A 25622-nucleotide genomic window follows, 5' to 3' on the forward strand; every position below is an offset into this window, starting at 1 on the left:
CAATCTATCGGGATATCCTACTTTTACTGTAAGACGTCCCCAAAAAGGCTGCCAGCCAGCTCTCTTGCCTGATCATTATTTGAATGTTGCCGTATGGCAGAAACTGTCGTTTGAACTAGGCTTTCCGACGTTGTCACTCAGAGGACACTTCCATGGGAATAAAGACACTGTGCCTGGCATGTGGTCTGGCTGCGCTGTCCTGCACCGCCCTTGCAGACAGCAACAAGAAGTCAAACGTTCCTCCCAAGCCCATTACCAAATGGACCTGTGCGGATTTTCTGGATATTGAAGATGATTTCCAACCCTATGCGGTTGGCTGGGCCACGGCCTACAGCAAATCCGGCAAACCCGAAGATACAGACTTTGATGTCGATGGCGTCAATACCATTACGCCTTACATCGTCACCGTCTGTACCCAGAACCGTAAAGCCTCATTCTGGGCAAAAGTGAAAGACAAGGTGAAAAAGATGGATGCCGATGTGAAAAAACACATGTAGCACTATCAGGCAGGTGGCAATAGCGCTATCTGCCTGATCCCTTCAGGTACGCTCAATGCATCGGTTTAATCAATTCCCAGCTCATCCCAGATAGCATCAACACGCGCTTTCACATCATCACTCATGCGAATGGCCTGTCCCCACTCCCGCTGGGTTTCACCCGGCCATTTGTTGGTGGCATCAAACCCGACCTTTGAGCCGAGACCCGCCACGGGGGAAGCAAAATCCAGGTAATCAATGGGCGTGTTCTCAACAAAGACAGAGTCCCGCTTCGGATCCATCCGGGTGGTCATCGCCCAGATAACATCTTTCCAGTCACGCGCATTGATATCGTCATCCGCAACGATCACAAACTTCGTGTACATGAATTGCCGCAGGAATGACCAGACACCCAGCATGACCCGCTTGGCATGGCCAGGATACTCCTTTCGGATTGTCACAACGGCGAGGCGATAAGAGCATCCTTCCGGTGGAAGATAGAAATCCACAATTTCCGGAAACTGCTTCTGCAGAATCGGTACAAAGACTTCATTCAGCGCAACCCCCAGGATGGCAGGTTCATCCGGCGGACGACCGGTATAGGTACTGTGGTAGATCGGGTCACGACGATGGGTCATACATTCAACGGTGAAAATCGGGAAACGCTCAACCTCGTTGTAGTAGCCGGTATGGTCACCATAGGGACCTTCTTCCGCCTCCAGCCCGGGCTCGAGATAGCCTTCCAGCACAATTTCCGCGCTGGCTGGCACCTGGAGATCGTTGGTAATACACTTCACCAGCTCAGTTTTAGAGCCCCGCAACAGGCCGGCAAACGCATATTCTGACAGCGTATCCGGCACCGGTGTCACAGCCCCGAGAATGGTCGCGGGATCAGCGCCGAGCGCTACCGTGACGGGGAAACGTTCACCCGGATGTTTTTCCTGCCAGTCCCGGTAATCTAACGCACCGCCGCGATGTGACAGCCAACGCATAATCAACTGATTACGCCCCAACAACTGCTGCCGGTAAATGCCCAGGTTCTGACGCTCTTTTAGCGGTCCCTTGGTAATGACCAACGGCCAGGTCACCAGTGGCGCCACATCGCCGGGCCAGCAGGTTTGCACCGGCAGTTTTTCCAGGTCAACCTCATCGCCTCGCAGAACCACTTCCTGACAAGGCGCTGAGCGTACTACCTTCGGCCCCATGTTCAGGACCTGTCGAAATACCGGAATCTTGGCCAGGGCATCACGGAATCCCTTGGGCGGTTCAGGTTCCTTGAGATAGGCCAGTAACTTCCCAATGTCTCGCAACGCTTCGACATTATCCTGCCCCATTCCCATAGCCACCCGACGGGGCGTCCCAAACAGATTCGCCAGCACAGGAATGTCATAGCCTTTGGGGTTCTCAAACAGCAGGGCAGGCCCTTCGCGACGGAGGGTGCGATCACTGATTTCCGTCATTTCCAGGTTGGGATCCACTTCGGCGGTAATACGCTTCAGTTCGCCCTGCTTTTCCAGCTGGTCGATAAAGTCGCGGAGATCGCGGTATTTCATGGAAGGTCACTTCGTCTGTGAACAGTCTGGCGATAATACGACATAAACAAAAGGCCGGTAAAACCGGCCTTTTGTTGGATTATCCATGCATTACTTGCGCTTCATGGACTGGAAGAATTCCGCATTGGTCTTGGTATGTTTCATACGATCCAGCAGGAATTCAACGGCGGCAGTCTCATCCATCGGGTGGAGGATCTTGCGCAGAATCCACATCCGCTGCAGCTCTTCCTCGGTGGTGAGCAAGTCTTCACGGCGGGTACCGGACTTGTTGATACCGATAGCCGGGAACACACGCTTCTCAGCAATGCGACGATCCAAGTGCACTTCCATGTTACCGGTGCCCTTGAATTCCTCGAAGATAACTTCGTCCATCTTGGAACCGGTATCCACCAGCGCAGTGGCGATGATGGTCAGGCTGCCGCCCTCTTCAATGTTACGGGCCGCACCGAAGAAGCGCTTTGGACGCTCAAGTGCGTGGGCATCCACACCACCGGTCAATACCTTGCCGGAGGATGGAATCACGGTGTTATAGGCACGGGCCAGACGAGTGATGGAGTCCAGCAGGATAACAACATCCTTCTTGTGCTCAACCAGACGCTTGGCCTTTTCCAGTACCATCTCTGCCACCTGAACGTGACGTGACGGTGGTTCATCGAACGTAGAAGCAACGACTTCACCCCGTACGGAGCGAGCCATCTCGGTCACTTCTTCCGGACGCTCATCGATCAGCAGAACGATCAGGTGACATTCCGGGTTATTCTTGGTGATGTTTGCCGCAATGTTCTGCAGCATCAGGGTCTTACCGGCCTTCGGCGGCGAAACCACCAGACCACGCTGCCCCTTGCCTACCGGCGATACCAGATCGATGATTCGACCGGTCAGGTCTTCGGTGGAACCGTTACCCATTTCCATGATCAGGCGTTCATTGGGGAACAGGGGCGTGAGGTTTTCGAAGAGAATCTTGTTACGGGCGTTTTCAGGTTTGTCGAAATTGATTTCGTTGACTTTCAGAAGGGCAAAGTAGCGTTCGCCTTCCTTCGGGGGGCGAATCTTGCCCGATATGGTATCCCCCGTGCGCAGATTGAAACGGCGGATCTGGCTGGGTGAGACATAGATGTCATCCGGGCCCGCCAGGTAGGAACTGTCGGCGGAGCGGAGGAAGCCAAAGCCATCCTGAAGAATTTCCAGAACGCCGTCCCCGTAAATATCTTCTCCGCTGCGAGCATGGCGCTTCAGGATAGAAAATATCACGTCCTGCTTGCGTGAACGGGCAAGATTCTCCAGTCCCATTTCTTCTGCTGTTTTCAGCAGTTCAGGGACACTTTTCTTCTTTAATTCGGTAAGGTTCATAACTGAATGCGTGAGTTACTCAGTGAAAGGCGAAATCCGGTTGCTGGTCTATTCGCTGATAAAATGGTCAGGCTTTCGTTCGATTTATGATTCAGATGAGAATGTTGGCCTGCGGTTCCGACTGGGGCTATGTGATGCCAGATTACTTGCTTGCCGGAAAGCGGCTATCAGCGATGGTCGATTTATTCTAAATCTAACACTGTCTACAGAGACCGTCCAGCACCCATCCGATAATTTTTTTACGTTTTTTAGCCAGAACCAAGGGACGGGGCAAGAATAGCAGGGAAAATGCCCAGCGACCAGTCGTAAGGACACTGATCGCCGGTTTCAAACGCCGGGGATCAGGCCAGATTGCTGTCCAGAAACGCTGTCAGCTGGGACTTAGACAGGGCGCCGACCTTGGTGGATTCGACAGCCCCATTACGGAACAGCATCAGGGTTGGGATACCGCGTACACCATACTTCGGTGCCGTGGCTTCATTTTCATCAATGTTCAGCTTGCAGACTTTCAGCTTGCCATCGTAATCGGCGGCAATTTCTTCCAGAACCGGCGCAATCATCTTGCAGGGGCCACACCATTCTGCCCAGTAATCAACCAGAACCGGCATCTCGGCCTTCAGAACCTGCTCCTCAAAGGTGGCGTCCGTGATATTGACAATCTCGCTCATGGATACAGACTCCTAACAATCAAGAAATTTCATAAGAGCGCAATCATAGCACTGGCCTGCGACAGTGATAAACCCTTTGCCTACTGCCTGCATCATACCCTGATTTATGCCCTGCAAAGCTTGACCATCTGGTTAGTGCTGTCCCCCTCTCCGGAGACATCTGGTATTCTTGCCCCATTACTCGAAGTGACTGATAAGCCATGACAACACTCGATGTCACCCACGCCGAAAGCCAGCCGCTCGTGGCTGCCATAGACCTCGGCTCCAACAGTTTCCACATGATTGTGGCCCGCCAGGATCACAATGAAATCCGCCCGGTCGAGCGACTGGGGGAAAAAGTGCAGCTCGCCGCCGGTATTGATGAGCAGGGGTTGCTCACCGATGAAGCCATGGAACGGGGCCTCACCTGCCTGCGCAAGTTTGCCGAATATATTGACGGCATGGCGTCTGAAAACATCCGGATCGTGGGTACCAACGCGCTGCGTAAAGCCAGAAACAGTGACACATTTGTCCGGCTGGCTGAGCAGGAACTGGGACACCCGATCGATATTATTGCCGGACGCGAGGAAGCCCGCCTGATTTACCTGGGCGTGGCGCAAACCTACTCCGATGACAACGATCGTCGCCTGGTCGTCGATATCGGTGGCGGCAGTACTGAATTTATCATCGGCCAGCGCTTTGAACCGCAGCTGCTGGAAAGTCTGCACATGGGTTGCGTGAGCTATACTCACCAATTCTTTCCCAATGGCAACCTCAGTGAAAAACGGTTCAGGGAAGCCTATTACAGTGCCCGCATGGAACTGATGAACATCGAGAAAAACTACCGCAGCGAGGGCTGGGTAGAAGCCATTGGTTCATCCGGCTCCATCAAGTCCGTGCACGGTATCCTGGCGGAAAAGGGTATTGATCGTATCACCCGGGACGGACTCAAACAGATCAAGCGGGATGTATTGCAATTCCGGAAAGTGGAAAGAGTGCACTTCCCGGGGCTGAAACCTGAGCGTGCTGCTATTTTCCCTGCAGGACTGGCGATACTCACCGCGGCTTTCGACAGCCTGGATATCGACAGCATGGATTACTCCGATGGCGCCCTGCGCGAAGGCGTACTGTACGACCTGGTCGGTCGCCAGAGCCATGAAGATGTCCGCGAACGCACCATCAGCGCCCTGATGACCCGCTACCACGTCGATGAGGAACAGGCCCGCCGTGTCAGCAAGCATGCGACACTGCTATTTCAGCAGGTGGCTGATGACTGGAAACTGAATGAACAGGATCTCAAGCTCCTGCAAGGCGCGGCCCTGCTACATGAGATTGGGCTGGATATCTCTCACATTCAATTTCACCGACATGGCGCCTATATCATCCGTAATTCTGACTTGCTCGGTTTCTCCAGCCGCGAACAGCAGCAACTGGCCATGCTGGTCCGGGGTCACCGCCGGACATTGCCGCTACAGTCTCTCTACCAACTACCACGCGCAGAGTTCACCCGACTGCTGCGATTAATGATTCTGCTGCGTCTGGCCATTCTGTTAAACCAGATTCGTACGGATCGATTGCCTGAGATTGAACTGCAAGTCAAAGACCGCCAGATGTTACTGCAGTTTCCGGAAAGCTGGCTGGACAAGCGTTCCTTAACAAAAACCAATATCGAGCATGAAAGGGAGTACTTGCAGCGTGCAGGTTATAAGCTGAAATATATTTAACCTGATTCATCCGCCTTAAAACTTGCCAGAAATAAAGCGTGAATCACGATGAGGATATTGCATAATTGACGATATCCTCTGCTCATCTAACATTCTGCATTGATAAAGGAACGCCCCTCTCCCGAAGAATCAAATAACTGGGTATTATTACCCAAATGATAAATACCGAGTTGAATTAATGGCGGGGTTGCGACTTTCCTTGTTTACACAGGCTTTTTCGCAGCTCTTCCGATACATAGTGAACAGGCGCATCAGCGTACCGTGACACAGGGCAGGCTCCCAGAGTTGCACTGATTTCATCCAGTACTTTAAGCTCACCCTCCATACGGCGGACGATTTCATTTCGCTCATCTTCAGCCGTATTTTCGGCTGAGGCTACATAATCTTCATCCATCATGTAGCTTGCCAATATTTCTTGTCCAACAGAAATATCCTTAACGGCGAGATATACTGGCACATGATATAGGCCGCCGGTAGTTTTTAAAGAGACAAGGAAAAACTTAGCATTGACATCATTATATTTTTTTGCGGAATTAATAAAGTGCATAGGTGTATAGTGTTCGTTATCAGGCAAGTAGCGAAACAATGCTTCACCTTTTGAAAGACGCACACTATACATGTATTTCATTAGCGTTCGCTTTCCCAATCCTTTGTTACGCAGACCCGCCACCACCGTACGGAAGTAACTCATTAAATCCGGCACACGTTTTAACGCACGAAGAGCTATCTCTTTCTGCCTTTCCGTAGCTCCGGCCCCAATAGCAATTTCACCTTCTGGAATACAATATCCTACCCCTGAACAAACCCCAAGACACTCGCCAACATTTACTGCCGACTTAGCAAATACACCATAATTCCTACATGGACTTTTATCCGTAGAGGTAAAACCATAGTCAACAAATCTATACTCGAAGCGCGCTTTAAAGTATTCACTGGCGGCCTGCTCTGTCATGGTAAGCTGTTCGGCTAACCAGGCTTGGTGACTGGCTTGGTACTTTTTACACAACTTATAATCAAGATCTGTTGTTTCATAATCTTCTTTGTACTCTTGGCAATAGGCTTCAGCCTGACGAGATATCCAAAAATAAGGCTGATAAGTGTGTCCTGCAGGGAGTTCAGAATCGGAGCACTTAACTTGAATCACAGAAACTTGCCGTCCGTCGTTTGATCTCGCTCCGGCAGTCCCGTCCTGAGGACATGCACTCACGCCATTACCATCTCTGCTTATGCGTGTCGTAACGCCCTCAACAGTCTGCACAAAGGCTGAAGCCTGCTCTCTCTCCCCATTTTTATCGTTACTTTCCAAACTGGTGTTTTTCACTAATGCGCCATTATTCCCACCTAATCTATCCATAAAAGCCCCAGCCCTCACGTATTCAGTTGTCCAATTATTTCAATCACTCCGGATTGTGGCTTTATGACAAAAGTTGCCTATAAAAAGTTCCATTAAACTGCACCTATTCAATCAAGCCAAAGCGGCAGTTATAACCTGTATAGATGGCTGTAGGGGAAGGCTCTCGATCAGCCATAGCTGCCTCAATGACCCCCTGCTATGGCGGATCAGAACGAATACCTGAAATGCGCTCAGCCCAAAATTTGGATCTTGGAGAAACAACCAGGTTTGAACAAACAGAGAGGATTTGACTGATCCCTTAAAAACAGAGAAACGAATCCCGTTGTGGATCTCTGGAGCATGCAACAAAATGTGGCTACCCGTGTTGCCATCATTGCGCACGACCCTTTTAATCATCTGGACGCCATCAGCTAAGTCCTGTTACCTGACAGTCCTGCTAACACACAAAAGCACAACTACGCAGTGACTCTGTGACGTGTCAGGATACAATATCCCCTTTTGACAAGGAGTCGTTCTCCACAGTGTCCAGACTCAACGACCGTCAGGCTGAAGCGGTTAACTACATCAGCGGTCCCCTGCTGGTGCTGGCCGGCGCCGGCAGTGGCAAGACCAGCGTAATCACCACCAAGATCGCCTACCTGATCCAGGAGTGCGGTATCAAGGCGCGCAATATTGTCGCCGTGACCTTTACTAACAAGGCCTCGCGGGAGATGAAAGAGCGGGTTGGTAAACTGGTGAAAGGGCGCGCCTCCCATGGCCTGACTGTTTCGACCTTCCACAACCTTGGTCTGAACATCATCCGCAAAGAGCATAAGACCCTGGGCTTTAAGCCGGGCTTCTCCATCTTTGATGATCAGGATGCCAAATCGTTGATCAAGGAACTGATGCATCGCGAGATGGCAGACAATGACGACTCCCTGGATTTCATTCAACATGTCATCTCCAACTGGAAGAATGACATGCTGCCGCCGGAAACGGCCCTGCAGATGGCGCGTAATGACCAGGAGATGCTGGCAGCAAGAGTCTACCTCCATTACAACCGCACCCTTCGCGCCTACAACGCCGTCGATTTTGATGATCTGATCCTGCTGCCGGTACAACTCTTCCGCGACAATCCGGACGTGCTTCAGCGCTGGCAGAAAAAAATCCATTACATGCTGGTCGATGAGTACCAGGACACCAACTCAACCCAATATCTGCTGGTTAAGCAGCTGGTAGGCGGTCACTCCCGCTTTACAGTGGTGGGTGATGACGATCAGTCCATCTATGCCTGGCGGGGTGCTCGGCCGGAAAACCTGATCCAGCTGAACGAAGACTTTCCCGGCCTGAAGCTGATCAAGCTGGAACAGAACTACCGCTCCACCAGCCGTATTCTGAAAGCCGCCAACGTGCTGATTGATAACAATCCGCATGTCTTCGAAAAGAAGCTCTGGAGCGAGCTCGGTATGGGTGATGAAATCCGCATTATCCGTTGCCGTAATGAAGATGCGGAGTCGGAACGGGTTGCCACTGAAATCCTGACCCACAAGCTCAAGCGCGACACCCATTACCGGGATTACGCCATCCTCTACCGGGGGAATCATCAGTCCCGCCTGCTTGAGCTGAAACTGCAGCAACACCAGGTGCCCTATCACATCACCGGCGGCACCTCGTTCTTCTCACGGGCCGAGGTCAAGGACATCATGGCCTACCTGCGCCTGCTGGTGAATCCGGATGATGACAACGCCTTTCTGCGTATCATCAATGTGCCACGCCGGGAGATTGGCCCAACCACACTGGAAAAGCTGGGCACCTATGCGGGCGATCGCCATGTAAGTCTTTACCAGGCCTGCCACGAGTTTGGCCTCGAACAGGTGCTGGACGCCCGTTATGTGGAAAAACTGCGCCGTTTCACCGCCTGGATGGATGACATCACCCGCCGCTGCAGCACGGATGACCCGATTGCCACCATCAAGGAGATGATCGCTGACAGCGATTATGAAAACTGGCTCTACCAGAATTCCAGCAGTGAAGTGGTCGCGGAAAAGCGGATGGGTAATGTCTGGTTCCTGGTAGAGTCGATTCAGCAGATTCTTGACCGTGCCGATGAAGACGCCACCATCGAAGACGCCATTTCAAGACTGCTGCTCCGGGATATGATGGAGCGGCAGGAAGAAGAGGACGATTCAGACAAAGTACAGCTGCTCACCCTGCACGCCTCCAAGGGACTGGAATACCCTTACGTCTTCATGGTAGGCATGGAAGAAGACCTGCTGCCGCACCGTACCAGCATTGAAGAAGACAATGTCGAGGAAGAACGTCGCCTGACCTACGTCGGCATCACCCGCGCCCGCAAGGCGCTGACCATGACATTGGCAGCCACGCGCCGGCAGTTCGGTGAAACCATCGATACCACACCCAGCCGGTTTATTGATGAGCTCCCCCAGGAAGACTTGGCCTATGAAGGCTGGGGAGAACGGAGTACGCCTGAGCAACAATCAGCCCGGGGCAATGACGCGCTCTCTCTCATGCGGAAAAGTCTGAATCTGTAGGCACTGCACGTTTCTGCCCACCATAAAAAACGCCGCTGGAGAAGCGGCGTTTTTTATATCCCTGAGAAATATCAGGCAGCCATAAAACCTTTCAGTTTTTTCAGCGCATTGTTCTCGAGCTGACGAATACGCTCAGCGGAAATGCCGTACTTCGCTGCCAACTCATGCAAGGTGGCCTTGTTATCTTCATCCAGCCAGCGGCTCTGAAGAATATCCCGGCTTCTGTCATCAAGGCTGCTCAGAGCCTCCTGCAGCTGCTGGGAGGCATTGCTTTCCCAGTCGCTCTCTTCCAGCTGGGTGGCCGGATCATAACGCTGATCCTCAAGGTAATGCACCGGCGCCTGGTAGCTGGTATCGCTGTCATCATCGGCATAGCCGTCGAACGCGGTATCCTGCCCCGCCATGCGGCTTTCCATCTCACGGACGACATTGGGATCGACGCCGAGATCCTTGGCAACGGCCTCGGCCTCATCGGAAGAGAACCAGCCCAGCCGCTTCTTGCTGGAACGCAGGTTAAAGAACAACTTGCGCTGTGCCTTGGTCGTGGCGATCTTGACGATACGCCAGTTACGCAGAATGAATTCGTGAATTTCAGCTTTGATCCAGTGCACTGCAAAAGAAACCAGCCGCACCCCGTATTCCGGGTTGAAACGTTTGACCGCCTTCATCAGGCCAACATTCCCTTCCTGGATCAGGTCAGACTGTGACAGACCATACCCGGTATAACTTCTGGCGATGTGCACCACAAAACGCAGGTGCGACATGACCAGCTGTCTTGCCGCTTCCAGGTCATTCTGATAGTACAGGCGTTCAGCCAGTTCACGCTCCTGGTCAGCGGACAACACAGCGATGCTGCTTACGGCCTGGATGTACGCATCAAGGTTGCGCCCCGGCACAAGCAATTCAACACGCTGTAAACTGTTACCCATTGACGAACTCCGACATTAAAAACTGCAGTGAGTGTAACACTCTTTCAAACAGACAACTATTTCCCAAAATAGTTCAATTTTTTCGCCATTATTATTGCTACTTATCGTTAAAAGTATACTACAGGATACGTATAGATAGGGATCAGAACCGGTAACTCAACCGACCAATTCCGTCAGCAAAAGTAACAGGAAAAGGTCGGTCCAAAATCAACCTTCCGCGGCGGTTTCATCCTGCAGCAACTGCCGACGGCACGTTAGAAAGGCCCCCAGCGTGGCAATGGCTGCACCCGAGACAACCAGTATCAGCGTATCAGCAAAACCCAGGAAACCGGGGCGATAATCACTCTGGTAAAGACGCAGTAAATCATCCACCGCGCCGGACGCCATCAGGAACAGGATACCGGACAGCAACCAGGCCATCATTGCACCCAGTACGCCATACCAGAATCCGGTGTAGACAAACGGCAGCATGATATAACCGTCTGTACCGCCCACCAGCCGGATCACCCGGATCTCATCCATTCTCGCCGTCACCAGCAGACGGATGGTATTGCCCACCGCCAGCAACAAGGCCACAGCGAGAATGGACGCCAATCCCCAGGTCGCCTGACGCCCAAGATTCAGGATGGCATGGACGCGTTCCACCCAATCACGATCCAGACGGACCACATCGACCTGTGGCAATCGTGACAGACGCTCCTGAAGCGCGACAAGCTGGGTCGGCGCCAAAGATAGCTCCGGGGTCACTTCCAGTACCGCCGGCAGAGGATTCTTACCCAACTGCCGAACCAGGCCGGCCAGCCCAGACTGCTGCTCGAATTCCGCCAGCCCCTGCTGTGCAGAAATGTAGGTAACCGATTCAACGCCGGGCTCCTTCAACAACGCCTGCTGCAATTGCCGGCTTTGCTGTTCGCTGGCATCGAGCTTCAGAAACAACGATAAGCGGGCAACGCCCTGCCAGCCGCCTGCCAGGGTTTCGATATTACTCAGCGAGACATAAAGAAGCGTGGGCAGCGACAGCGATATCCCCAATACCAGAATCGTCATCAAACTGGCCAACGGTGTCGCCATCAGACGGGAAAAGGCTTCCCCTGCGACCCGCTTTTGCAGAATGAAAAACCGACGTAACCCTGCCCCATTACGCCGCTCCCGCACCACTGGCTTGGGGGGCGCCGGATGGGATGGCTGATGGGCGGGCGCTTTCTGTCGATGTTTACTTTCACGACTCCGTCCATCGGATACGATGGACGCTTCACGCCAGGTGGTCACAGCCTGCTTCCGGGCTCGCTCACGCCCACGCTTCTCTGACGCTTTGCGCTGCTGGTTCGATGGCTTTCGCTTGAATAAAGAACCGATCATGCCGACACCACCTGACAGTCTCGGATCAATTGCCCCTGATCCAGGGTCAGTACACGCTTACCCATACGCTGTACCAGATCGAGATCATGGGTCGCCACCAGCACCGTCACACCCGCCTGATGAAAGTTATGGAACAGCTGCATAATCTCTTCCGAGAGTTCCGGGTCGAGGTTACCCGTCGGTTCATCCGCCAGCAGCACCGGGGGTCGGTTGACCACAGCCCGGGCAATGCCGACCCGCTGTTGTTCACCGGTCGATAACGACAATGGATTCTGCTTTTCCTTGTTGAGCAGCCCCACCATATCCAGCGCTGCCCTGACACGGCGTGCACCTTCCTCGGGCGAAAAGCCGGCGACCTGCAGGGGAATGGCCACGTTATCGAACACTGAACGGTCAAACAGCAGCTGATGGTTCTGGAATACCACGCCGATATTGCGCCGCAACGAGGGAATCTGTGCCCGCCGCAGCTTGGACAACTGGTAACCACCGACCTGGATGGAACCCGACGTCGGCCGGTCCATCAGGATAATCAGTTTCAGCAGTGAGCTCTTACCCGCACCAGAGTGCCCCGTGAGAAAAGCCATCTCCCCTCGGTCCAGCCGAAAGCTGATCTGGTTTAATCCCACGTGACCATTGGGGTAACGCTTGGTGATAGTGTCAAAATGAATCATGTTTGTCGGGTCCGGCATGGACCGGGCGTCCCGGTGTTATCATGAATGCAACACCCGACGCCCCCATCTCCCTGTTATTGAAACTCGGTATCGGCAAACAAGGCATCCACAAACTCCGCCGCCTTGAAAGGCCGCAGATCATCAATCTGCTCCCCAACGCCCAGAAAACGGATCGGCAACTGCATCTGACGTGCAAGGGCAAAGACGACCCCGCCCTTGGCGGTGCCATCCAGCTTGGTCAACGCCATGCCCGTCACCTGGACGGTATCATTGAAGAGCTTGGCCTGGCTGAGGGCATTCTGGCCAGTGCCGGCATCCATCACCAGCAAGACTTCGTGCGGCGCCGCCTCATCCAGTTTGCCTAACACCCGCTTGACCTTTTTCAGCTCTTCCATCAGGTGTTCTTTGTTATGCAGACGACCAGCGGTATCGGCAATCAGAACATCCGCGCCACGGGCTTTTGCGGCTTCGAAAGCATCGTAAATCACAGAGGCGCTGTCTGCACCGGTATGCTGAGCAATCACCGGGATCTGGTTGCGATCACCCCAGACCTGCAGCTGCTCAACAGCGGCTGCACGGAAGGTATCCCCGGCCGCCAGCATCACCTTGCGACCTTCTTTCTGAAGGCGTTTGGCCATCTTACCGATGGTGGTGGTCTTGCCCACACCATTTACCCCTACAACCAGGATGACATAGGGTTGGCGGCTCTGGTCAATCACCAGGGGTTTATCGGCTGGTTCCAGGATCTTAGCCAGTTCGACCTTGAGCGCCGTCATCAGGGCATCGGCGTCATCCAACTCCTTGTATTTGACCCGTTCCGTCAAGCCGGCCATGATGTCGCGGGTGGCTTCCACCCCGACATCCGCCATGACCAGCTCGGTTTCCAGGTCTTCCATCAGCTCATCATCGATCTCTTTCTTACCGATAAAGAGCGTGGCGACACCTTCCACCAGGGAAGCCCGGGTCTTGGTTAACCCCTTTTTCATCCGGCTGAAGAAACCACCATCGGCCTGCTCCGGCTCGACCTCAGGCTGAGCAACAAGCTCTGGTACAACGCCCTGTTCCGCGGGCACAGCGGTCTGTACAGATGCCTGCGGAACGTCCGGTGCAGCGGGCACTGCCGCCTGAACAGGTGCCTGTGGCACTTCCGGCACCACGACCTTTGGCGCTACATCTGCAACATCAGGAGCCTTGTCGGCGACTACCTGCTCTGCAGGGGATTCGGGCTTCGGGTCTATCGTCGGTTCACGTTTTTCGACAGACTCAGCCACTGGAGGTTGATGACCCTCCGCAATGGCCGACTCTGGCGCTACAGGCTTTTCGGTTTCCGGCTGGTTTTCAGCAGCCGGTTGCGGTGCGACGGTTTCGTCTTTCTTGCCCCAAGGCCAGAAACGGCGTTTTTCCGCACCATTTTCATCTTTTTTGCCAAACATCGTCGTTACTTGATTATCGAGCTGAGTGGACGTTGTTGCGGACCGGAATCGACGCAGATTCAGCGGCAGGCAAAAACAACGTGGAAGATAACTGCAATCCTACCATTTGTACCGGCTTGAAACGATATTAGTCGACATTAAGTCCTGCATTTCATACCCAATCCTGAGCCATGCTAGAATCGCCGCCCAATGCCAACTGACCCGAACGCAACATGAAACATACACGTGGCCGTCAGCAGTCCCATGCCGGTGGCGGCCAGCTACGCATTATTGGCGGCACCTGGCGAAGCCGGAAACTCCCCGTCGCCGATGTCGAAGGATTACGCCCCACGCCTGACCGGGTGCGGGAAACCCTGTTTAACTGGCTGACCGGCTGGGTCGCTGATGCCCGCTGCCTGGATGCCTTTTCCGGGACCGGCGCCCTGGGCCTGGAAGCGTTATCCCGAGGCGCCAGCGAGACCGTATTCCTTGAATATTCAGCCAAAGCTGCACAAACCCTGAAAAACAACCTGCAAGCCCTTCGCTCCGAGAACGCCCGGGTTGAACAAACCGATGCCCTGCAATGGCTCAGCCGTCCAGCGTTACAGACATTTAACCTGGTATTTCTGGACCCGCCCTTTCGCAAACAACTGCTGCAGCCGGTGTGCGAGCAGTTACAATCCAACGGCTGGCTGGCGCAGGACGCACTGGTCTATGTGGAAGCAGAAAAAGAGCTGAGCCCATTACCCGTACCCGCCAACTGGGAACTGTGGAAAGAGAAAAGTGCCGGCCAGGTGATTTCCTGCCTCTATCGCGTTGTATAAGATTTCTCAGGCAGGCTGACGCTCTGCCTGATCATATTGTTATGGCATCATAGCCCAACAAACAGAGAATCTTCCGAATACTCACGGTCAGGACTACCAGCATGGGAACCTCTCGCACTGCCTCTGATGCGCCGTTCAAGCCTGCCTGGTGGCTACCCGGGCCGCATCTGCAGACTCTGTGGTCGCCCCTGCTGAAGCGCCAGCCCATGCCTCACCGAACACGGGAAAAGCTGATACTGCCTGACGGGGACTTTATCAACCTGGACTGGTGCGGCCATGCCCAGGGACAACCACTGATCATCCTGCTGCATGGCCTGACAGGCTGTTCACGCTCCAAATATATTCTCGGCCTGCAGGCTGCGCTGCTGGCACAGGGCTACCAGAGTGTCGCCATGAACTTCCGCGGCTGCGGGGGAGAAGTGAACCATCACACCAAAGGGTATCACTCCGGTATTTCAGAGGATCTGGACGCTGTTGCCAACCAGCTGGCTGAGCGCTACCCCAACCGCCCCCTGGGGGCTGTCGGTTTTTCACTGGGCGGGAATGTCCTGCTCAAATATCTCGGAGAACAACAGGCGACAACGCCATTGACATGCGCTGTCGCAGTCTCCGTCCCCTTTGAGCTTTCCCGCAGCTCGGAACGCATCAACCAAGGATTCTCCCGCGCCTACCGTAACCGGCTGCTGCGCGACATGATGGGTTACATCACCCGGAAGAAACAGCATTTCCACCAGCAACAGAGGCATGAGCTGCTGGAAACGCTGGAGGCGCTGGGCGATGTCGAATCCATCAAAACCTTTCAGGACTTCGATCACCAGTTCACAGCGCCGCTGCACGGTTTTGAGAGCGGGGAAGCGTATTATGCCTGCTGCAGTTCCCGCCAGTTCCTGCCTTCCATCCAGATACCGATGCTGATTATTCACGCCATGGATGACCCATTTGTTTTCGCATCCTCCATTCCAGAAAAAACGGAACTCTCAGCATCGACACAACTGGAATTAGCCCCCCGTGGCGGCCATGTGGGCTTCGTCACAGGATCGCCCCTGAAACCACGCTACTGGCTTGAGGAGCGTATCCCTGCCTGGCTGAAAGAACAGCTATCAGATCACACATCCAAACAGTCTGCGGCTCACTTGTAGGTTTTTGTGGGGAGGTGGGATTCCACCAGCCAGAGCAACTTATCGATTTCACGGGCCCGTGATGTCAGCAGATCGGCGGATATCACATCGCCCTGCTCATCAACACTGCCGATGACTCGTACACACTCACTGGTGAAAAAGGCCAGCCGTTCGCTGATGACCTCAATATGCCGATCGATGGAATCGACGTCATGAGGATAAGGCAACAGGTTGGAATGCTCTGCCGCCATCTGAAGCGTACCACGGGGTCTAACGCCCAGCTGTGCGATCCGCTCTGCAATGTCATCCACTGCGTCACTGACGCAGGACGCCACGTCATCCAGCAGTCGGTGGACAGAAAGAAACTCCCGACCCGCCAGCGTCCAGTGGGACTCCTTGATTTGAAGATACAGGTCTAGTCCACAATAGAGCAGCGTCTGCAGCTCCCCGGAGGAGTGCAGTTTGACATCGTCCTTCAATGCTTCATAGGTATGCGTCATAAGACAAACTCCGTCATACCCCCTCATGATCGTGCCCAAGCTCATCCTGAGGAATGACAACACAGTTATTAGTCAGTCGTTATCATCCAGTCGTATAAAGAAGCATTTAGGAGAAAACGGGCATTTCTGCAAAATAAATCATGCTGAAACGCGGCACTGGATAGAGAAATGACGTCCAATCCAGGATGTAAAAGTTTCCTACAATTAACGACAGGTCGTCAGGAATAGCGCTTCGATGGAATCGATTTCTCGGCTAATAAAAACCGGCATCACAACCGTTGGGCAGCCCTTTCTGGCCTTCGGCGCATGGTTGCGACGGAAAGTTGCCAGCCTGAGAAACGTCCGGCGGCAACACGTCATTGATCCCTCGGAAAACAACAGCGACACCACCGCAGTGCAGGATCGCCAGATCACCCTCAGCGATAATCAACAACCAGAAGGTGATTCCGATACTTCCACTGACAATGAAAATGATACGGATAGTGACTGGGATATGTGTGACGATGCGGACAGTGAAACGGTCATTGATCGGTTGCTGACCAATATGCAAGGCTGCAGCGGATTGACACTCTGTGAGCATCTCAGGCAGTTAGCTCAAAAGATGCCTAGCGGGGAAATACAGGAAGTGCTTTACAGTGCCTGCCAGGATATCGCCAATGAATGTTTATCTGCCGATCGCCTTGATGACTACCAGCTGTCGATATTATTAAGCCACCGATTGATCAACCGACATAAATCCTCACTGATATACGCTTTAGATAATGCGCGCAAACCGCTTGATCCGCCGTTAGAACCCAACACTACCCGTGAAAGTGAATGGAGTCGGCAATACCACGACGACATGCAGTCATTGGCTGATGGCCTCACGCGAAACGCTACCCGATATGCCTCAGAAAAATACCCTAATAACGCTATTGTCTGTTCATGCAAGATGCTCGCTGACCATTATGAGAAAATGGAAAATGATGCTGAGTATGACGCAGCCCTCTCGGCGGCATATAAGTTTCTTGAACAGTTAACCGACTCAGTCAATAACACTGATCTTTCCGATAAGCGCAAACGCTGGCTAAGGAAAGAAGCCGATACACAGCAAGACAAACTGGCCCAAATTTCACTGCAACGACTGCCGACGTTATTCCATCAAGGTACCAGCAACGGCCAAATAAAACCTGAGTTGCTAGGGCTGGATAAGGCCTCGGCTGAAGACTGGGACGACACCCTCAAGTACACGAATGGATTGTCACCTTTTGGGCAAGAGTTTGAAGGTGATTGCCGACGAGACGATTACATACTTGCCGACGATTCACAGAATGCCGTCATCTATAGATCGAAAGAAAATGCTCTGACTGAAGCCGACCTGAAGCGTTTTACCGGCGACGATACAATCGCAGAAACACTATCCAAAATGGCTACCCAGACCTTTCCTTCTTATATGACCGCTCTGGAAACTGCGCGTTTACAGCAAATCACCCCCTTACATATCACGGCCATGGTTGATGAGAAGTATTGCCGCAAACAATGCACCATCACCCAACACAGCAATGGTGATTATTCCATCGGGTATCGCATCACATCAACCCGCCCAGACTGCTTTGCACATAACACACTGGTGAATCTTTCTGGCGTGGAATACACACTCTTTTCCCAGGCAACCTTTGATGGCGAACATCTGAAACGAGGGACATTGGTTGCAACCAAACCGATCGTTCAAATCACCTATAGGGAGATAGAGACAATACAGACAAATTAACGTGTACTACCCTTTGGCTAGGAATTACGGCATGAACCACTGATTGATCGGCACATAGAACTCTTCCAGCAATGCCTCAAAATCATTCCGGGCCTCATCAGTGACATAAGGTTTATCCAGCAACAGTGCCTGATAGATAGCCCGCCGAATCGTATCCTTGGAAAATTGCCCCGCCCCGGCCGCCAAACCAGACCCCACAAAGCTGACCCAGGAGACAATCACCAGCCAGAGGTTGTAAGCCAGTGCCTCCAGCTCCCGCTCATCAATCACCATCACTCCACTGTCGATCAAACTGCGGTAGATCGTGATAATCCGCTGCACCGCAAAACCGGCCAGCTTTTCATACTCACTGCGAAGCACTTCCTCTGCGGCCAGGCGCTGCATATCACGATGCAGAAACCGGTAATGCCACATGGCCTGCAACGCCGCTTCAAGGTAATGCCGTTTCGCACTGACATCCGCCTTCTGCCCGGGATCCGGCGGCGTCAGGAACGCCTGCACTTCATTGGAATACTGAACCAGCAGCTCCTGGATGATCGCGGTCTTGTTGCGGAAATGGTAATAGAGGTTCCCCGGTGAGATCCCGAGATGGGCGGCAATATGGTTGGTGGTCACCGCCTTCTCGCCCTGTTCATTAAACAGTTCACGTGCGGCTTCCAGTATCCGTTCCCGGGTTTTAACTGCTCGGTCTGACATCGGGCCTCGTTATTTCAAAGCGATTGTAAGGTCTGTTGACAGTTTAGAGTAATTGCTCTAATTTTCTCAACACTCATTCGTAAAACACAACAATAACAAAATAATGCCTGCACTGACGGCGGGCCGACAACGAGGATCACAGGATGGCAACCACGGCGGAATACCTGCAAACCAGCAAGGAAGAAACGGTGCATATGCAGTCAGTCTTCGCTATCCAGCAAAAAGCCTACCGCGCCAACCCCATGCCCACGGCCGAAGAGCGTATCGCGAACCTCAAGAAGCTCAAGCATGCCATCCTGAATAACCAGGAAGCGATTATCGCCGCCATCAACAAGGATTTTTCCGGCCGCTCCCGCGATGAGACCCTGCTCGCGGAAATCATGCCCATTGCCCAGGATATCAACCACACCATCAAGCGGGTTCGGAAATGGATGAAACCCAGCCGTCGCAGGGTAGGCCAGCACCTGCAGCCTGCCAGTGCAAAAGTGGTGTACCAGCCGCTGGGCGTTGTCGGCATCATGGTGCCCTGGAACTACCCGGTTCAGCTGGGCGTACTGCCGCTGGTCGGTGCCTTGGCAGCAGGCAACCATGCCATGATCAAGATGTCGGAATTCACGCCAAACACCGCCGACTGTTTCGCCAAGATCATGGCCGATACATTCCCGGCAGAACACGTGGCCGTCATCAATGGTGATGCCCAAATTGCCGCCGAATTCTCCAGGCTCCCGTTTGACCATCTGCTGTTTACCGGTTCCACGCAGGTCGGCAAGATCGTCATGCGTGCCGCTGCAGAGAACCTGACCCCTGTGACACTGGAGCTGGGTGGCAAGTCACCCTCTATCATCGGTGAAGACATTCCGATGGAAGATGCTGTGGAACGAATCTGCTTCGGCAAGTCGTTCAACGCCGGGCAGACCTGCGTCGCCACCGACTATATTCTTTGTCCGCGCGACAAGCAGGACGAGTTTATTGACACCTACCGCAGGGTGTTCAGCCGCATGTACCCTACCGTGGCGGGCAATGAGGATTACACCAGCGTCGTCAACGAACGCCAGAAGCAGCGCCTGCAGCAGCTGGTGACCGATGCCCGCAACAAGGGCGCGACCGTCCATGTGATCGGCGAAGAAAATATTGCCGATGGCAGCCGCCGGATGCCCCTGCATATCCTCACGGACGTCAATGATGACATGCCGGTGATGCAGGAGGAAATTTTCGGTCCGGTCATGCCGGTCATTCCCTACGACACCTTGGAGCAGGCGCTGGAATTCGTCCGTGATCGTCCCCGCCCGCTGGCACTGTACTATTTCAGCTATGACAAGTTGACCCAGGAACACGTGCTCAATACCACACACTCCGGTGGTGTCTGCATCAACGATACCCTGTTCCATGTTGCCGTGGACGACATTCCCTTCGGCGGCATCGGTCCCTCCGGCATGGGTCACTACCACGGCCATGATGGCTTCCTGACCTTCTCCAAGGCCAAGGGGGTCTTCCTTAAGCAGAAGTTCAATGCGGCCAAGTTCATCTACCCCCCTTATGGCGGCAAACTGCATCAGCTGGTCCAGAAACTCTTCATTCGCTGATCCATAACCCTATCGCTCCGGCATGACGCCGGAGCGATCGCTTTGCCGAGATAACAATAATATGAGCAAACCGTCCCGGCCTGAGGCCGTCGCAGGCACCGAGTCCCTGTTGGTCGGCCGCCGCCGTTTTCTGAAAGCCGGCCTGATGGGCAGCGCAGTGCTGGTTACTTCCGGCGTTGCCGTCAACATTGCACAAAAAGAATCGCCTTCCGCCCATCCCGGCTACCTGTGGCTGCAGCTTCAGGATGTCGCCTTTCTCTCCGCGATTCTGCCCGCCCTGCTGAAAGGGTCGATCCCTGAGGGCAATGAAGGCAAGCCTTCCGTCATCCGGGGGCTGCAACAGCTGGACAACAATATCAGTCGCATGTCACCGGCAGTACAGCATGAGTTACGTAAACTCTTTGATGTCGCCACCGGACCGCTAACCAAGGGGATTACCACAGGCATCTGGCAGCCGTGGGAACAGGTGACGCCGGCCATGGCCGAAACCTTCCTGCAACGCTGGCGCACCAGCCGTCTGGCCCTGTTCCGCATGGCCTACTCATCCATCAATCAGCTCAGCCTGATGGCCTGGCATGAGACCCGCAGCGCCTGGCTGCACCTCGGCTTTTCCGGTCCGCCACACAGCAATATTCTGGTGACAGCCACCAACCGCTATTAAAAACAAAAAATAACCACCCTACCCAATAAGGTGGGGGATTGATTGCCGACGTTTTTGGGGGAGTATGGCATGGCCATCAAAGACCTGTTTGCCGAAGGTGTGAAAAGCGGCTGGAAGGTTCACAACGGGTCCCGCATGGAAGACGGGGCGCAGTTCGAGGCGGATGTCGCCATCATCGGCACCGGCGCCGGTGGTGGCGTAACTGCAGAAATACTGAGCCAGGCAGGCCTGAAAGTCCTGCTGATCGAGGCCGGCCCGCTGAAATCCTCGAATGATTTCAACATGGATGAAAGCCGCGCCTACTCGGATCTTTACCAGGAAGGCGCGGGGCGTATGAGCAAAGATGGTGCTATCACCATCATGCAGGGGCGCTGCGTCGGCGGTACCACGGTGATCAACTGGACCTCCAGTTTCCGAACCCCACCGCAAACCCTGCAGTACTGGACGGATAACTTTGCCACCGAAGGCACCAGCGAAGCCGACATGGCGCCCTGGTTCGCCCAGATGGAAAAACGCCTCAACGTCCAGACCTGGCAGATTCCCGCCAATGGCAACAACGACGTGCTGAAACGGGGCTGTGACAAGCTCGGTTATGACTGGAAAATCATCCCGCGTAATGTCGCTGGCTGCTGGAATCTGGGCTATTGCGGCACAGGATGTCCGACCAACGCCAAACAATCCATGCTGGTCACGACCATTCCCGGCGCCCTGCAAAACAATGCCGAGCTACTCTACCTTGCCCGGGCGGAACACTTCCGTTTTGAGGGCGATGCCATCAGCGAACTGGTCTGCGCCGGCATGGATGCGAACAGTGTCCATCCCACCGGTCACCGTTTCACCGTCAAGGCAAAACACTATGTACTCTCCGCCGGCGCCATTGGCAGCCCCGGCCTGCTGTTACGCTCCAACGCGCCCGATCCTTACAAACTGACGGGCAAGCGAACCTTCTTGCATCCGGTTCCCATGGTCATGGCCGTCATGCCGGAGAAGATCGAAGGCTACTATGGCGCCCCCCAATCGATCCACAGCGACCATTTCCAGTGGAGAGACGGCGTTTCCGGCCCGGCAGGCTTCAAGCTGGAAGCCACGCCATTGCAACCCGGATTAGCCGCTGCATTGATAAAAGCGCATGGCCAACAGATGGCCGACAGCATGGCTGACCTGCCATATACCGCCTGCACCCTGGCCCTGCTACGGGATGGCTTTCACCCGGACAGCCCTGGCGGCCAGGTGATGCTGCGCAACGATGGCACCCCGATCCTCGACTACCCGATGACTGATTACCTCTGGGACGGCGTCCGCCGGGCACTCCAGACCATGGCGGAGATCCAGTTTGCCGCCGGCGCCCGCAAGGTTCGGCCCCTGCACCAGGATGCGTCCTACGTGGATTCTTTGGAAAAAGTCACAGCCCTGATCAACGAACTGCCGATGAAAAAGTACCGCACCCTGATCGGCTCAGCCCACGTCATGGGTGGCTGCCCCATGGGCGAGGACCGTTACCAAACCGTCGTCAACAGTCGCGGCGAGCATCACTACCTCGAGAACCTTTCCGTCATTGACGGTTCGGTCTTCCCTACCAGCATCGGCGCTAACCCCCAATTGTCGATCTACGGCCAGGCGGCGAGAATGGCCAGCCTTCTGGCTGGCAGACTGACCGGTAATACGTCGGGTATCCCGGTACAGCAGGTGTAGGCACTGTCATTGCAGGGCTGGTGCCTGTTAGGCTTCAGCCCCCCGGATGACTTGTGATATCGTCTGCCAGTCGCTACCATGCGCAGCCTTGTTGTCCGGCGCTCCCCATCACGGTTTATACTGGGAGAGTCAGGCCGAAGACGGGCACAACTCGAATACAGGACGATAAAGACTGATGAGCACCGTGATTTACCCGGGTACCTTTGACCCGATCACCAGGGGACACGGCGATCTGATTAGCAGGGCCGCCAGGCTGTTCGACAAGGTCATTATTGCCGTTGCCGAAAGCCCGAAGAAAAAACCCCTGTTCGATATGAACGAACGGGTACAGATGGCTCGCGACGTCACCGCCCATATCAGCAACGTGGAAGTCTGCGGTTTCAGCTCCCTGCTGGCCGAGTTTGTCCGCGAAGCCAAGGCTGACGTGATCCTGCGTGGTCTGCGCGCCGTCTCTGACTTCGAGTATGAATTCCAGCTGGCGAACATGAACCGGGTACTGGCGCCGGAAGTGGAAAGCCTGTTCCTGACGCCCGCTGAGCAGTATTCTTACATCTCCTCCACACTGGTGCGTGAAATCGCCTCCCTGGGCGGAGATGTTTCCAAGTTTGTTGAGCCGCAAATCGCCGAAGCGCTGAGCGAGAAATACGGCAGGCCCTGAACCTGCCGCCGTCCGGCTACCGGCCTGAGATAGAAGACCATGTCACTGATCATTACTGACGACTGCATTAACTGTGATGTCTGCGAGCCGGAGTGCCCGAACAGCGCCATCTCGCCGGGCGAAGAGATCTACGAGATCGACCCGAACCTCTGCACCGAGTGCGTGGGCCATTATGATGAGCCCCAGTGCCAGCAGGTCTGTCCGGTGGACTGTATCCCCCTGGATCCCGACAACCGGGAGACAGAAGAGGAACTGATGGAGAAATACCGCATCATTACCGGCAAGGCGTAAGCCTTGCTGGACCGCCTTCCCTGTTCATTATCGATTAGTCAGTATAACTGACCGCTTTGTTATCCCGAGGCATTGTCGAAGTCATTACAATCAGTGGGTATTTGCGGTTTCAAAACAAGATAATCACTGATAATGAATAATGACATTTCCCACGATAACAACTGTTGCTGTATATCTTTTCTAAAAGATGCCTATGACTATATAAAAACTAAAATTGTTTTTTTATACCGATCAATTAAAACACGGTTTACCAGCCAAACGGTTATTCCTCCCTCGAATAGCCAACCAGAAGAAAAGCCTATTCAATCACGATCTTCCACTGTTATAGACGTTGACAGCGTTCCCAGCGTCAAAAATCCACATGACTTTTTCGCCAATTTAGACACCTTCCAGTCAGAGGCTATCCCCCCCCCTCCATTCAATACCAAAAATGCTGACAACGAACACTCAGCTCAAGAAAACAGCAATTTATGCTGCAAATGCCAAAGCCCGTTAGACAGCCAATGGATTAACGCGCTTGACAGAAACTGGCACCCTGAGTGTTTTCGCTGCTTCAAGTGTGACGAGTTGATAGGGGCGAATAGATCGGTAGAACTTGAAAGCAAACCATGGTGTGAACCATGTTATATCAAGGCATATTGCCCAAGATGCAATCATTGCCAACAACCCATACAAGACTCAGTTTACAGCGTACTCGAACAGGAAAATTATCATAAGCAATGTTTACAATGCCACTACTGTCGCGCCCCACTCACAAAGACTATATTCAAAAACACTTGGGGAGAATATTACTGTGAAAAACATCATGATGACCCGTTATGTACAAGTTGTAAGCGGCATATTTATAACTCGGAGAGCTTTCCTTTTGGTAAGGACATGCATACTTGCCCACAATGTCATACCTCTCCTGAAGAATCTTCAGTTCCCATAGAAGAAAGGGATAAAATCATTGCCCAGCTAAAAAATGATTTAAAGTCTCTCGGCATGGACATTACCCGTCAAGATATTCCGATACGCTTTACTGATCACCAGGAACTCAACAAGAAAGATCAATCCCCCAAAAAACACAGTATTGGCAAGACAGTAAAAAGACTGCATTCAATAAATAAAAAAGAAATAAGACGCGGTATAAAAGAAATACTCATTCAAAAAGACATGCCAAGAATCATGTTCTGTCAGACCGTTATCCATGAATTGACGCATGCATGGGTTTTTCATAATCACCTTGCTCTCTCCACAATGGAAGAGGAAGGTCTCTGTGAGTTTATGGAATATCTATGGTTGGAAAAACAAAAGACACCATTGGCTAGTTTGCATATGCGGCTAAAGCATCAAAACCAATGCCCAGTTTACGGCGATGGTTTTCGCAAGATCCACTCACTATACAATGAACTGGGAAGTAATATTGAAACCCTCATTGCGAGATTAGCATCTAAAATTCCACTAACATAACATCAACCTCTATCAAACAACATGCCATAACGTCGGCTACCCCTAACAAAAACACTGACACTTGATAACTAAAACAGAAAAATTAATAAAGTAAAAATCATTTTATACAAACTAAAACTCATCTACCACTCTCTATCAAATCTAACAAAGCTGATTCCACAGCAAACAATAACCAAACAAATCCTGTTGATAATTGTCAATAGCAAGCGAGAACCCCCTCAAAAGAGAAGGTGACTTCCATTGAGCAGTCCTCACAAACAGCATCCTGATTACCACTGTGGCTCAGCCAGCTTGAGAAGCCTTGCTGGCATGGGGCAGGTTCGCGCAGCCATGTAACCCAGCCTTGATACCATCGCCTTCAAATCAAAGCGCCGGTTAAATCGATAACAGT

The 25622-nt window shown here is 53.3% G+C and carries 22 protein-coding genes and 1 pseudogene; 12 read left to right on the top strand and 11 right to left on the bottom strand.

Annotated features, from left to right (window positions below; translation table 11 throughout):
* Positions 1 to 152 precede the first annotated feature (152 nt).
* The gene (hdeA, locus tag KHS78_RS17670) at positions 153 to 497 is read left to right on the top strand and encodes an acid-activated periplasmic chaperone HdeA (RefSeq protein ID WP_211829918.1); all 345 of its coding nucleotides are present in this window, start codon (positions 153 to 155) and stop codon (positions 495 to 497) included.
* Positions 498 to 562: 65 nt separating this feature from the next.
* Here the strand turns inward: hdeA and ubiD are convergent, their stop codons facing one another.
* The 3 genes from ubiD to trxA form a co-directional block, all read right to left on the bottom strand.
* The gene (ubiD, locus tag KHS78_RS17675; protein ID WP_211829920.1) at positions 563 to 2029 is read right to left on the bottom strand and encodes a 4-hydroxy-3-polyprenylbenzoate decarboxylase; all 1467 of its coding nucleotides are present in this window, start codon (positions 2027 to 2029) and stop codon (positions 563 to 565) included.
* A gap of 90 nt (positions 2030 to 2119) precedes the next feature.
* Positions 2120 to 3379, bottom strand: a complete 1260-nt coding sequence (gene rho / locus KHS78_RS17680) for a transcription termination factor Rho (protein ID WP_211829922.1) — start codon at positions 3377 to 3379, stop codon at positions 2120 to 2122.
* Positions 3380 to 3720: 341 nt separating this feature from the next.
* Positions 3721 to 4047 carry a thioredoxin TrxA gene (trxA, locus tag KHS78_RS17685; RefSeq protein WP_211829924.1) on the bottom strand — a complete coding sequence of 109 codons (327 nt, stop codon included), beginning with the start codon at positions 4045 to 4047 and terminating at the stop codon, positions 3721 to 3723.
* A gap of 200 nt (positions 4048 to 4247) precedes the next feature.
* Here trxA and ppx point away from each other — a divergent pair, with 200 nt between their 5' ends.
* Positions 4248 to 5750 (top strand): exopolyphosphatase, encoded by a 1503-nt coding sequence (ppx, locus tag KHS78_RS17690; RefSeq protein WP_211829934.1) that lies wholly within the window; start codon positions 4248 to 4250, stop codon positions 5748 to 5750.
* A 175-nt stretch (positions 5751 to 5925) separates the two neighbouring features.
* Here ppx and KHS78_RS17695 read toward each other — a convergent pair whose 3' ends face one another.
* Positions 5926 to 7104 carry a hypothetical protein gene (locus KHS78_RS17695; RefSeq protein ID WP_211829936.1) on the bottom strand — a complete coding sequence of 393 codons (1179 nt, stop codon included), beginning with the start codon at positions 7102 to 7104 and terminating at the stop codon, positions 5926 to 5928.
* Positions 7105 to 7625: 521 nt separating this feature from the next.
* On the opposite strand from KHS78_RS17695, the gene rep reads away from it, so the two are divergent.
* Positions 7626 to 9635: a DNA helicase Rep gene (gene rep / locus KHS78_RS17700; RefSeq protein WP_211829938.1), complete on the top strand. Its 2010-nt coding sequence runs from the start codon at positions 7626 to 7628 to the stop codon at positions 9633 to 9635.
* Between the two features lie 71 nt (positions 9636 to 9706).
* On the opposite strand, the gene rpoH is transcribed toward rep, so the two are convergent.
* The 4 genes from rpoH to ftsY all read right to left on the bottom strand — a co-directional run bounded on the left by rpoH (position 9707) and on the right by ftsY (position 14027).
* Positions 9707 to 10564: an RNA polymerase sigma factor RpoH gene (gene rpoH / locus KHS78_RS17705; protein WP_211829940.1), complete on the bottom strand. Its 858-nt coding sequence runs from the start codon at positions 10562 to 10564 to the stop codon at positions 9707 to 9709.
* A 207-nt stretch (positions 10565 to 10771) separates the two neighbouring features.
* Complete coding sequence (ftsX, locus tag KHS78_RS17710; protein ID WP_211829941.1) at positions 10772 to 11923, bottom strand: permease-like cell division protein FtsX; 1152 nt, start codon at positions 11921 to 11923, stop codon at positions 10772 to 10774.
* Complete coding sequence (gene ftsE, locus KHS78_RS17715; protein ID WP_211829962.1) at positions 11920 to 12594, bottom strand: cell division ATP-binding protein FtsE; 675 nt, start codon at positions 12592 to 12594, stop codon at positions 11920 to 11922. Before ftsE ends, ftsX begins: the two co-directional genes overlap by 4 nt.
* A 74-nt stretch (positions 12595 to 12668) precedes the next feature.
* Entirely contained in the window at positions 12669 to 14027 is a 1359-nt protein-coding gene (ftsY, locus tag KHS78_RS17720; RefSeq protein WP_211829944.1) for a signal recognition particle-docking protein FtsY, read from the bottom strand.
* Positions 14028 to 14239: 212 nt separating this feature from the next.
* Between ftsY and rsmD the strand changes: the two genes are divergently transcribed.
* Together rsmD and KHS78_RS17730 are read left to right on the top strand one after the other, a co-directional pair.
* Entirely contained in the window at positions 14240 to 14830 is a 591-nt protein-coding gene (gene rsmD / locus KHS78_RS17725; RefSeq protein WP_211829946.1) for a 16S rRNA (guanine(966)-N(2))-methyltransferase RsmD, read from the top strand.
* A gap of 101 nt (positions 14831 to 14931) precedes the next feature.
* The gene (locus KHS78_RS17730; protein ID WP_211829948.1) at positions 14932 to 15969 is read left to right on the top strand and encodes a hydrolase; all 1038 of its coding nucleotides are present in this window, start codon (positions 14932 to 14934) and stop codon (positions 15967 to 15969) included.
* Here the strand turns inward: KHS78_RS17730 and dps are convergent.
* Positions 15960 to 16448, bottom strand: a complete 489-nt coding sequence (gene dps, locus KHS78_RS17735) for a DNA starvation/stationary phase protection protein Dps (RefSeq protein WP_211829950.1) — start codon at positions 16446 to 16448, stop codon at positions 15960 to 15962. The genes KHS78_RS17730 and dps overlap by 10 nt on opposite strands.
* A gap of 235 nt (positions 16449 to 16683) precedes the next feature.
* On the opposite strand from dps, the gene KHS78_RS17740 reads away from it, so the two are divergent.
* Positions 16684 to 18198, top strand: a complete 1515-nt coding sequence (locus KHS78_RS17740) for a hypothetical protein (RefSeq protein ID WP_211829951.1) — start codon at positions 16684 to 16686, stop codon at positions 18196 to 18198.
* A gap of 24 nt (positions 18199 to 18222) precedes the next feature.
* Here KHS78_RS17740 and KHS78_RS17745 read toward each other — a convergent pair whose 3' ends face one another.
* Complete coding sequence (locus KHS78_RS17745; RefSeq protein WP_211829953.1) at positions 18223 to 18894, bottom strand: TetR/AcrR family transcriptional regulator; 672 nt, start codon at positions 18892 to 18894, stop codon at positions 18223 to 18225.
* 143 nt (positions 18895 to 19037) lie between these two features.
* Between KHS78_RS17745 and KHS78_RS17750 the strand changes: the two genes are divergently transcribed.
* From KHS78_RS17750 to KHS78_RS17775, 6 genes are all read left to right on the top strand, one after another.
* Positions 19038 to 20477: a coniferyl aldehyde dehydrogenase gene (locus KHS78_RS17750; protein ID WP_211829954.1), complete on the top strand. Its 1440-nt coding sequence runs from the start codon at positions 19038 to 19040 to the stop codon at positions 20475 to 20477.
* Between the two features lie 61 nt (positions 20478 to 20538).
* On the top strand, positions 20539 to 21138 hold the full coding sequence (locus tag KHS78_RS17755) for a hypothetical protein (RefSeq protein ID WP_211829955.1): 600 nt from the start codon (positions 20539 to 20541) through the stop codon (positions 21136 to 21138).
* 69 nt (positions 21139 to 21207) lie between these two features.
* Complete coding sequence (locus KHS78_RS17760; protein WP_211829956.1) at positions 21208 to 22830, top strand: GMC family oxidoreductase; 1623 nt, start codon at positions 21208 to 21210, stop codon at positions 22828 to 22830.
* A gap of 175 nt (positions 22831 to 23005) precedes the next feature.
* Positions 23006 to 23488 carry a pantetheine-phosphate adenylyltransferase gene (gene coaD, locus KHS78_RS17765; RefSeq protein ID WP_211829957.1) on the top strand — a complete coding sequence of 161 codons (483 nt, stop codon included), beginning with the start codon at positions 23006 to 23008 and terminating at the stop codon, positions 23486 to 23488.
* A gap of 39 nt (positions 23489 to 23527) precedes the next feature.
* Positions 23528 to 23779 carry a YfhL family 4Fe-4S dicluster ferredoxin gene (locus KHS78_RS17770; protein ID WP_211829958.1) on the top strand — a complete coding sequence of 84 codons (252 nt, stop codon included), beginning with the start codon at positions 23528 to 23530 and terminating at the stop codon, positions 23777 to 23779.
* Between the two features lie 132 nt (positions 23780 to 23911).
* The gene (locus tag KHS78_RS17775) at positions 23912 to 25231 is read left to right on the top strand and encodes a protein DA1 (protein WP_211829960.1); all 1320 of its coding nucleotides are present in this window, start codon (positions 23912 to 23914) and stop codon (positions 25229 to 25231) included.
* A gap of 269 nt (positions 25232 to 25500) precedes the next feature.
* Here KHS78_RS17775 and KHS78_RS17780 read toward each other — a convergent pair.
* Positions 25501 to 25622 (bottom strand): annotated as a pseudogene (locus KHS78_RS17780) (IS1595 family transposase); the annotation flags it as partial.

It is taken from the genome of Kistimonas asteriae, assembly GCF_018263925.1.
GTDB classification, from domain to species: domain Bacteria; phylum Pseudomonadota; class Gammaproteobacteria; order Pseudomonadales; family Endozoicomonadaceae; genus Kistimonas; species Kistimonas asteriae.

Excerpts from the sequence above, each read along its gene's own strand:
- KHS78_RS17775 (WP_211829960.1), top strand. The coding sequence starts at position 23,912 with ATGAATAATGACATTTCCCACGATAACAACTGTTGCTGTATATCTTTT.
- rho (WP_211829922.1), bottom strand. The coding sequence starts at position 3,379 with ATGAACCTTACCGAATTAAAGAAGAAAAGTGTCCCTGAACTGCTGAAA.
- rpoH (WP_211829940.1), bottom strand. The coding sequence starts at position 10,564 with ATGGGTAACAGTTTACAGCGTGTTGAATTGCTTGTGCCGGGGCGCAAC.
- KHS78_RS17755 (WP_211829955.1), top strand. The coding sequence starts at position 20,539 with ATGAGCAAACCGTCCCGGCCTGAGGCCGTCGCAGGCACCGAGTCCCTG.
- dps (WP_211829950.1), bottom strand. The coding sequence starts at position 16,448 with ATGACGCATACCTATGAAGCATTGAAGGACGATGTCAAACTGCACTCC.
- KHS78_RS17770 (WP_211829958.1), top strand. The coding sequence starts at position 23,528 with ATGTCACTGATCATTACTGACGACTGCATTAACTGTGATGTCTGCGAG.
- hdeA (WP_211829918.1), top strand. The coding sequence starts at position 153 with ATGGGAATAAAGACACTGTGCCTGGCATGTGGTCTGGCTGCGCTGTCC.
- KHS78_RS17695 (WP_211829936.1), bottom strand. The coding sequence starts at position 7,104 with ATGGATAGATTAGGTGGGAATAATGGCGCATTAGTGAAAAACACCAGT.
- rsmD (WP_211829946.1), top strand. The coding sequence starts at position 14,240 with ATGAAACATACACGTGGCCGTCAGCAGTCCCATGCCGGTGGCGGCCAG.
- KHS78_RS17760 (WP_211829956.1), top strand. The coding sequence starts at position 21,208 with ATGGCCATCAAAGACCTGTTTGCCGAAGGTGTGAAAAGCGGCTGGAAG.
- ftsX (WP_211829941.1), bottom strand. The coding sequence starts at position 11,923 with ATGATCGGTTCTTTATTCAAGCGAAAGCCATCGAACCAGCAGCGCAAA.
- KHS78_RS17740 (WP_211829951.1), top strand. The coding sequence starts at position 16,684 with ATGGAATCGATTTCTCGGCTAATAAAAACCGGCATCACAACCGTTGGG.
- ubiD (WP_211829920.1), bottom strand. The coding sequence starts at position 2,029 with ATGAAATACCGCGATCTCCGCGACTTTATCGACCAGCTGGAAAAGCAG.
- ftsE (WP_211829962.1), bottom strand. The coding sequence starts at position 12,594 with ATGATTCATTTTGACACTATCACCAAGCGTTACCCCAATGGTCACGTG.
- KHS78_RS17745 (WP_211829953.1), bottom strand. The coding sequence starts at position 18,894 with ATGTCAGACCGAGCAGTTAAAACCCGGGAACGGATACTGGAAGCCGCA.
- ftsY (WP_211829944.1), bottom strand. The coding sequence starts at position 14,027 with ATGTTTGGCAAAAAAGATGAAAATGGTGCGGAAAAACGCCGTTTCTGG.
- trxA (WP_211829924.1), bottom strand. The coding sequence starts at position 4,047 with ATGAGCGAGATTGTCAATATCACGGACGCCACCTTTGAGGAGCAGGTT.
- KHS78_RS17750 (WP_211829954.1), top strand. The coding sequence starts at position 19,038 with ATGGCAACCACGGCGGAATACCTGCAAACCAGCAAGGAAGAAACGGTG.
- KHS78_RS17730 (WP_211829948.1), top strand. The coding sequence starts at position 14,932 with ATGGGAACCTCTCGCACTGCCTCTGATGCGCCGTTCAAGCCTGCCTGG.
- coaD (WP_211829957.1), top strand. The coding sequence starts at position 23,006 with ATGAGCACCGTGATTTACCCGGGTACCTTTGACCCGATCACCAGGGGA.
- ppx (WP_211829934.1), top strand. The coding sequence starts at position 4,248 with ATGACAACACTCGATGTCACCCACGCCGAAAGCCAGCCGCTCGTGGCT.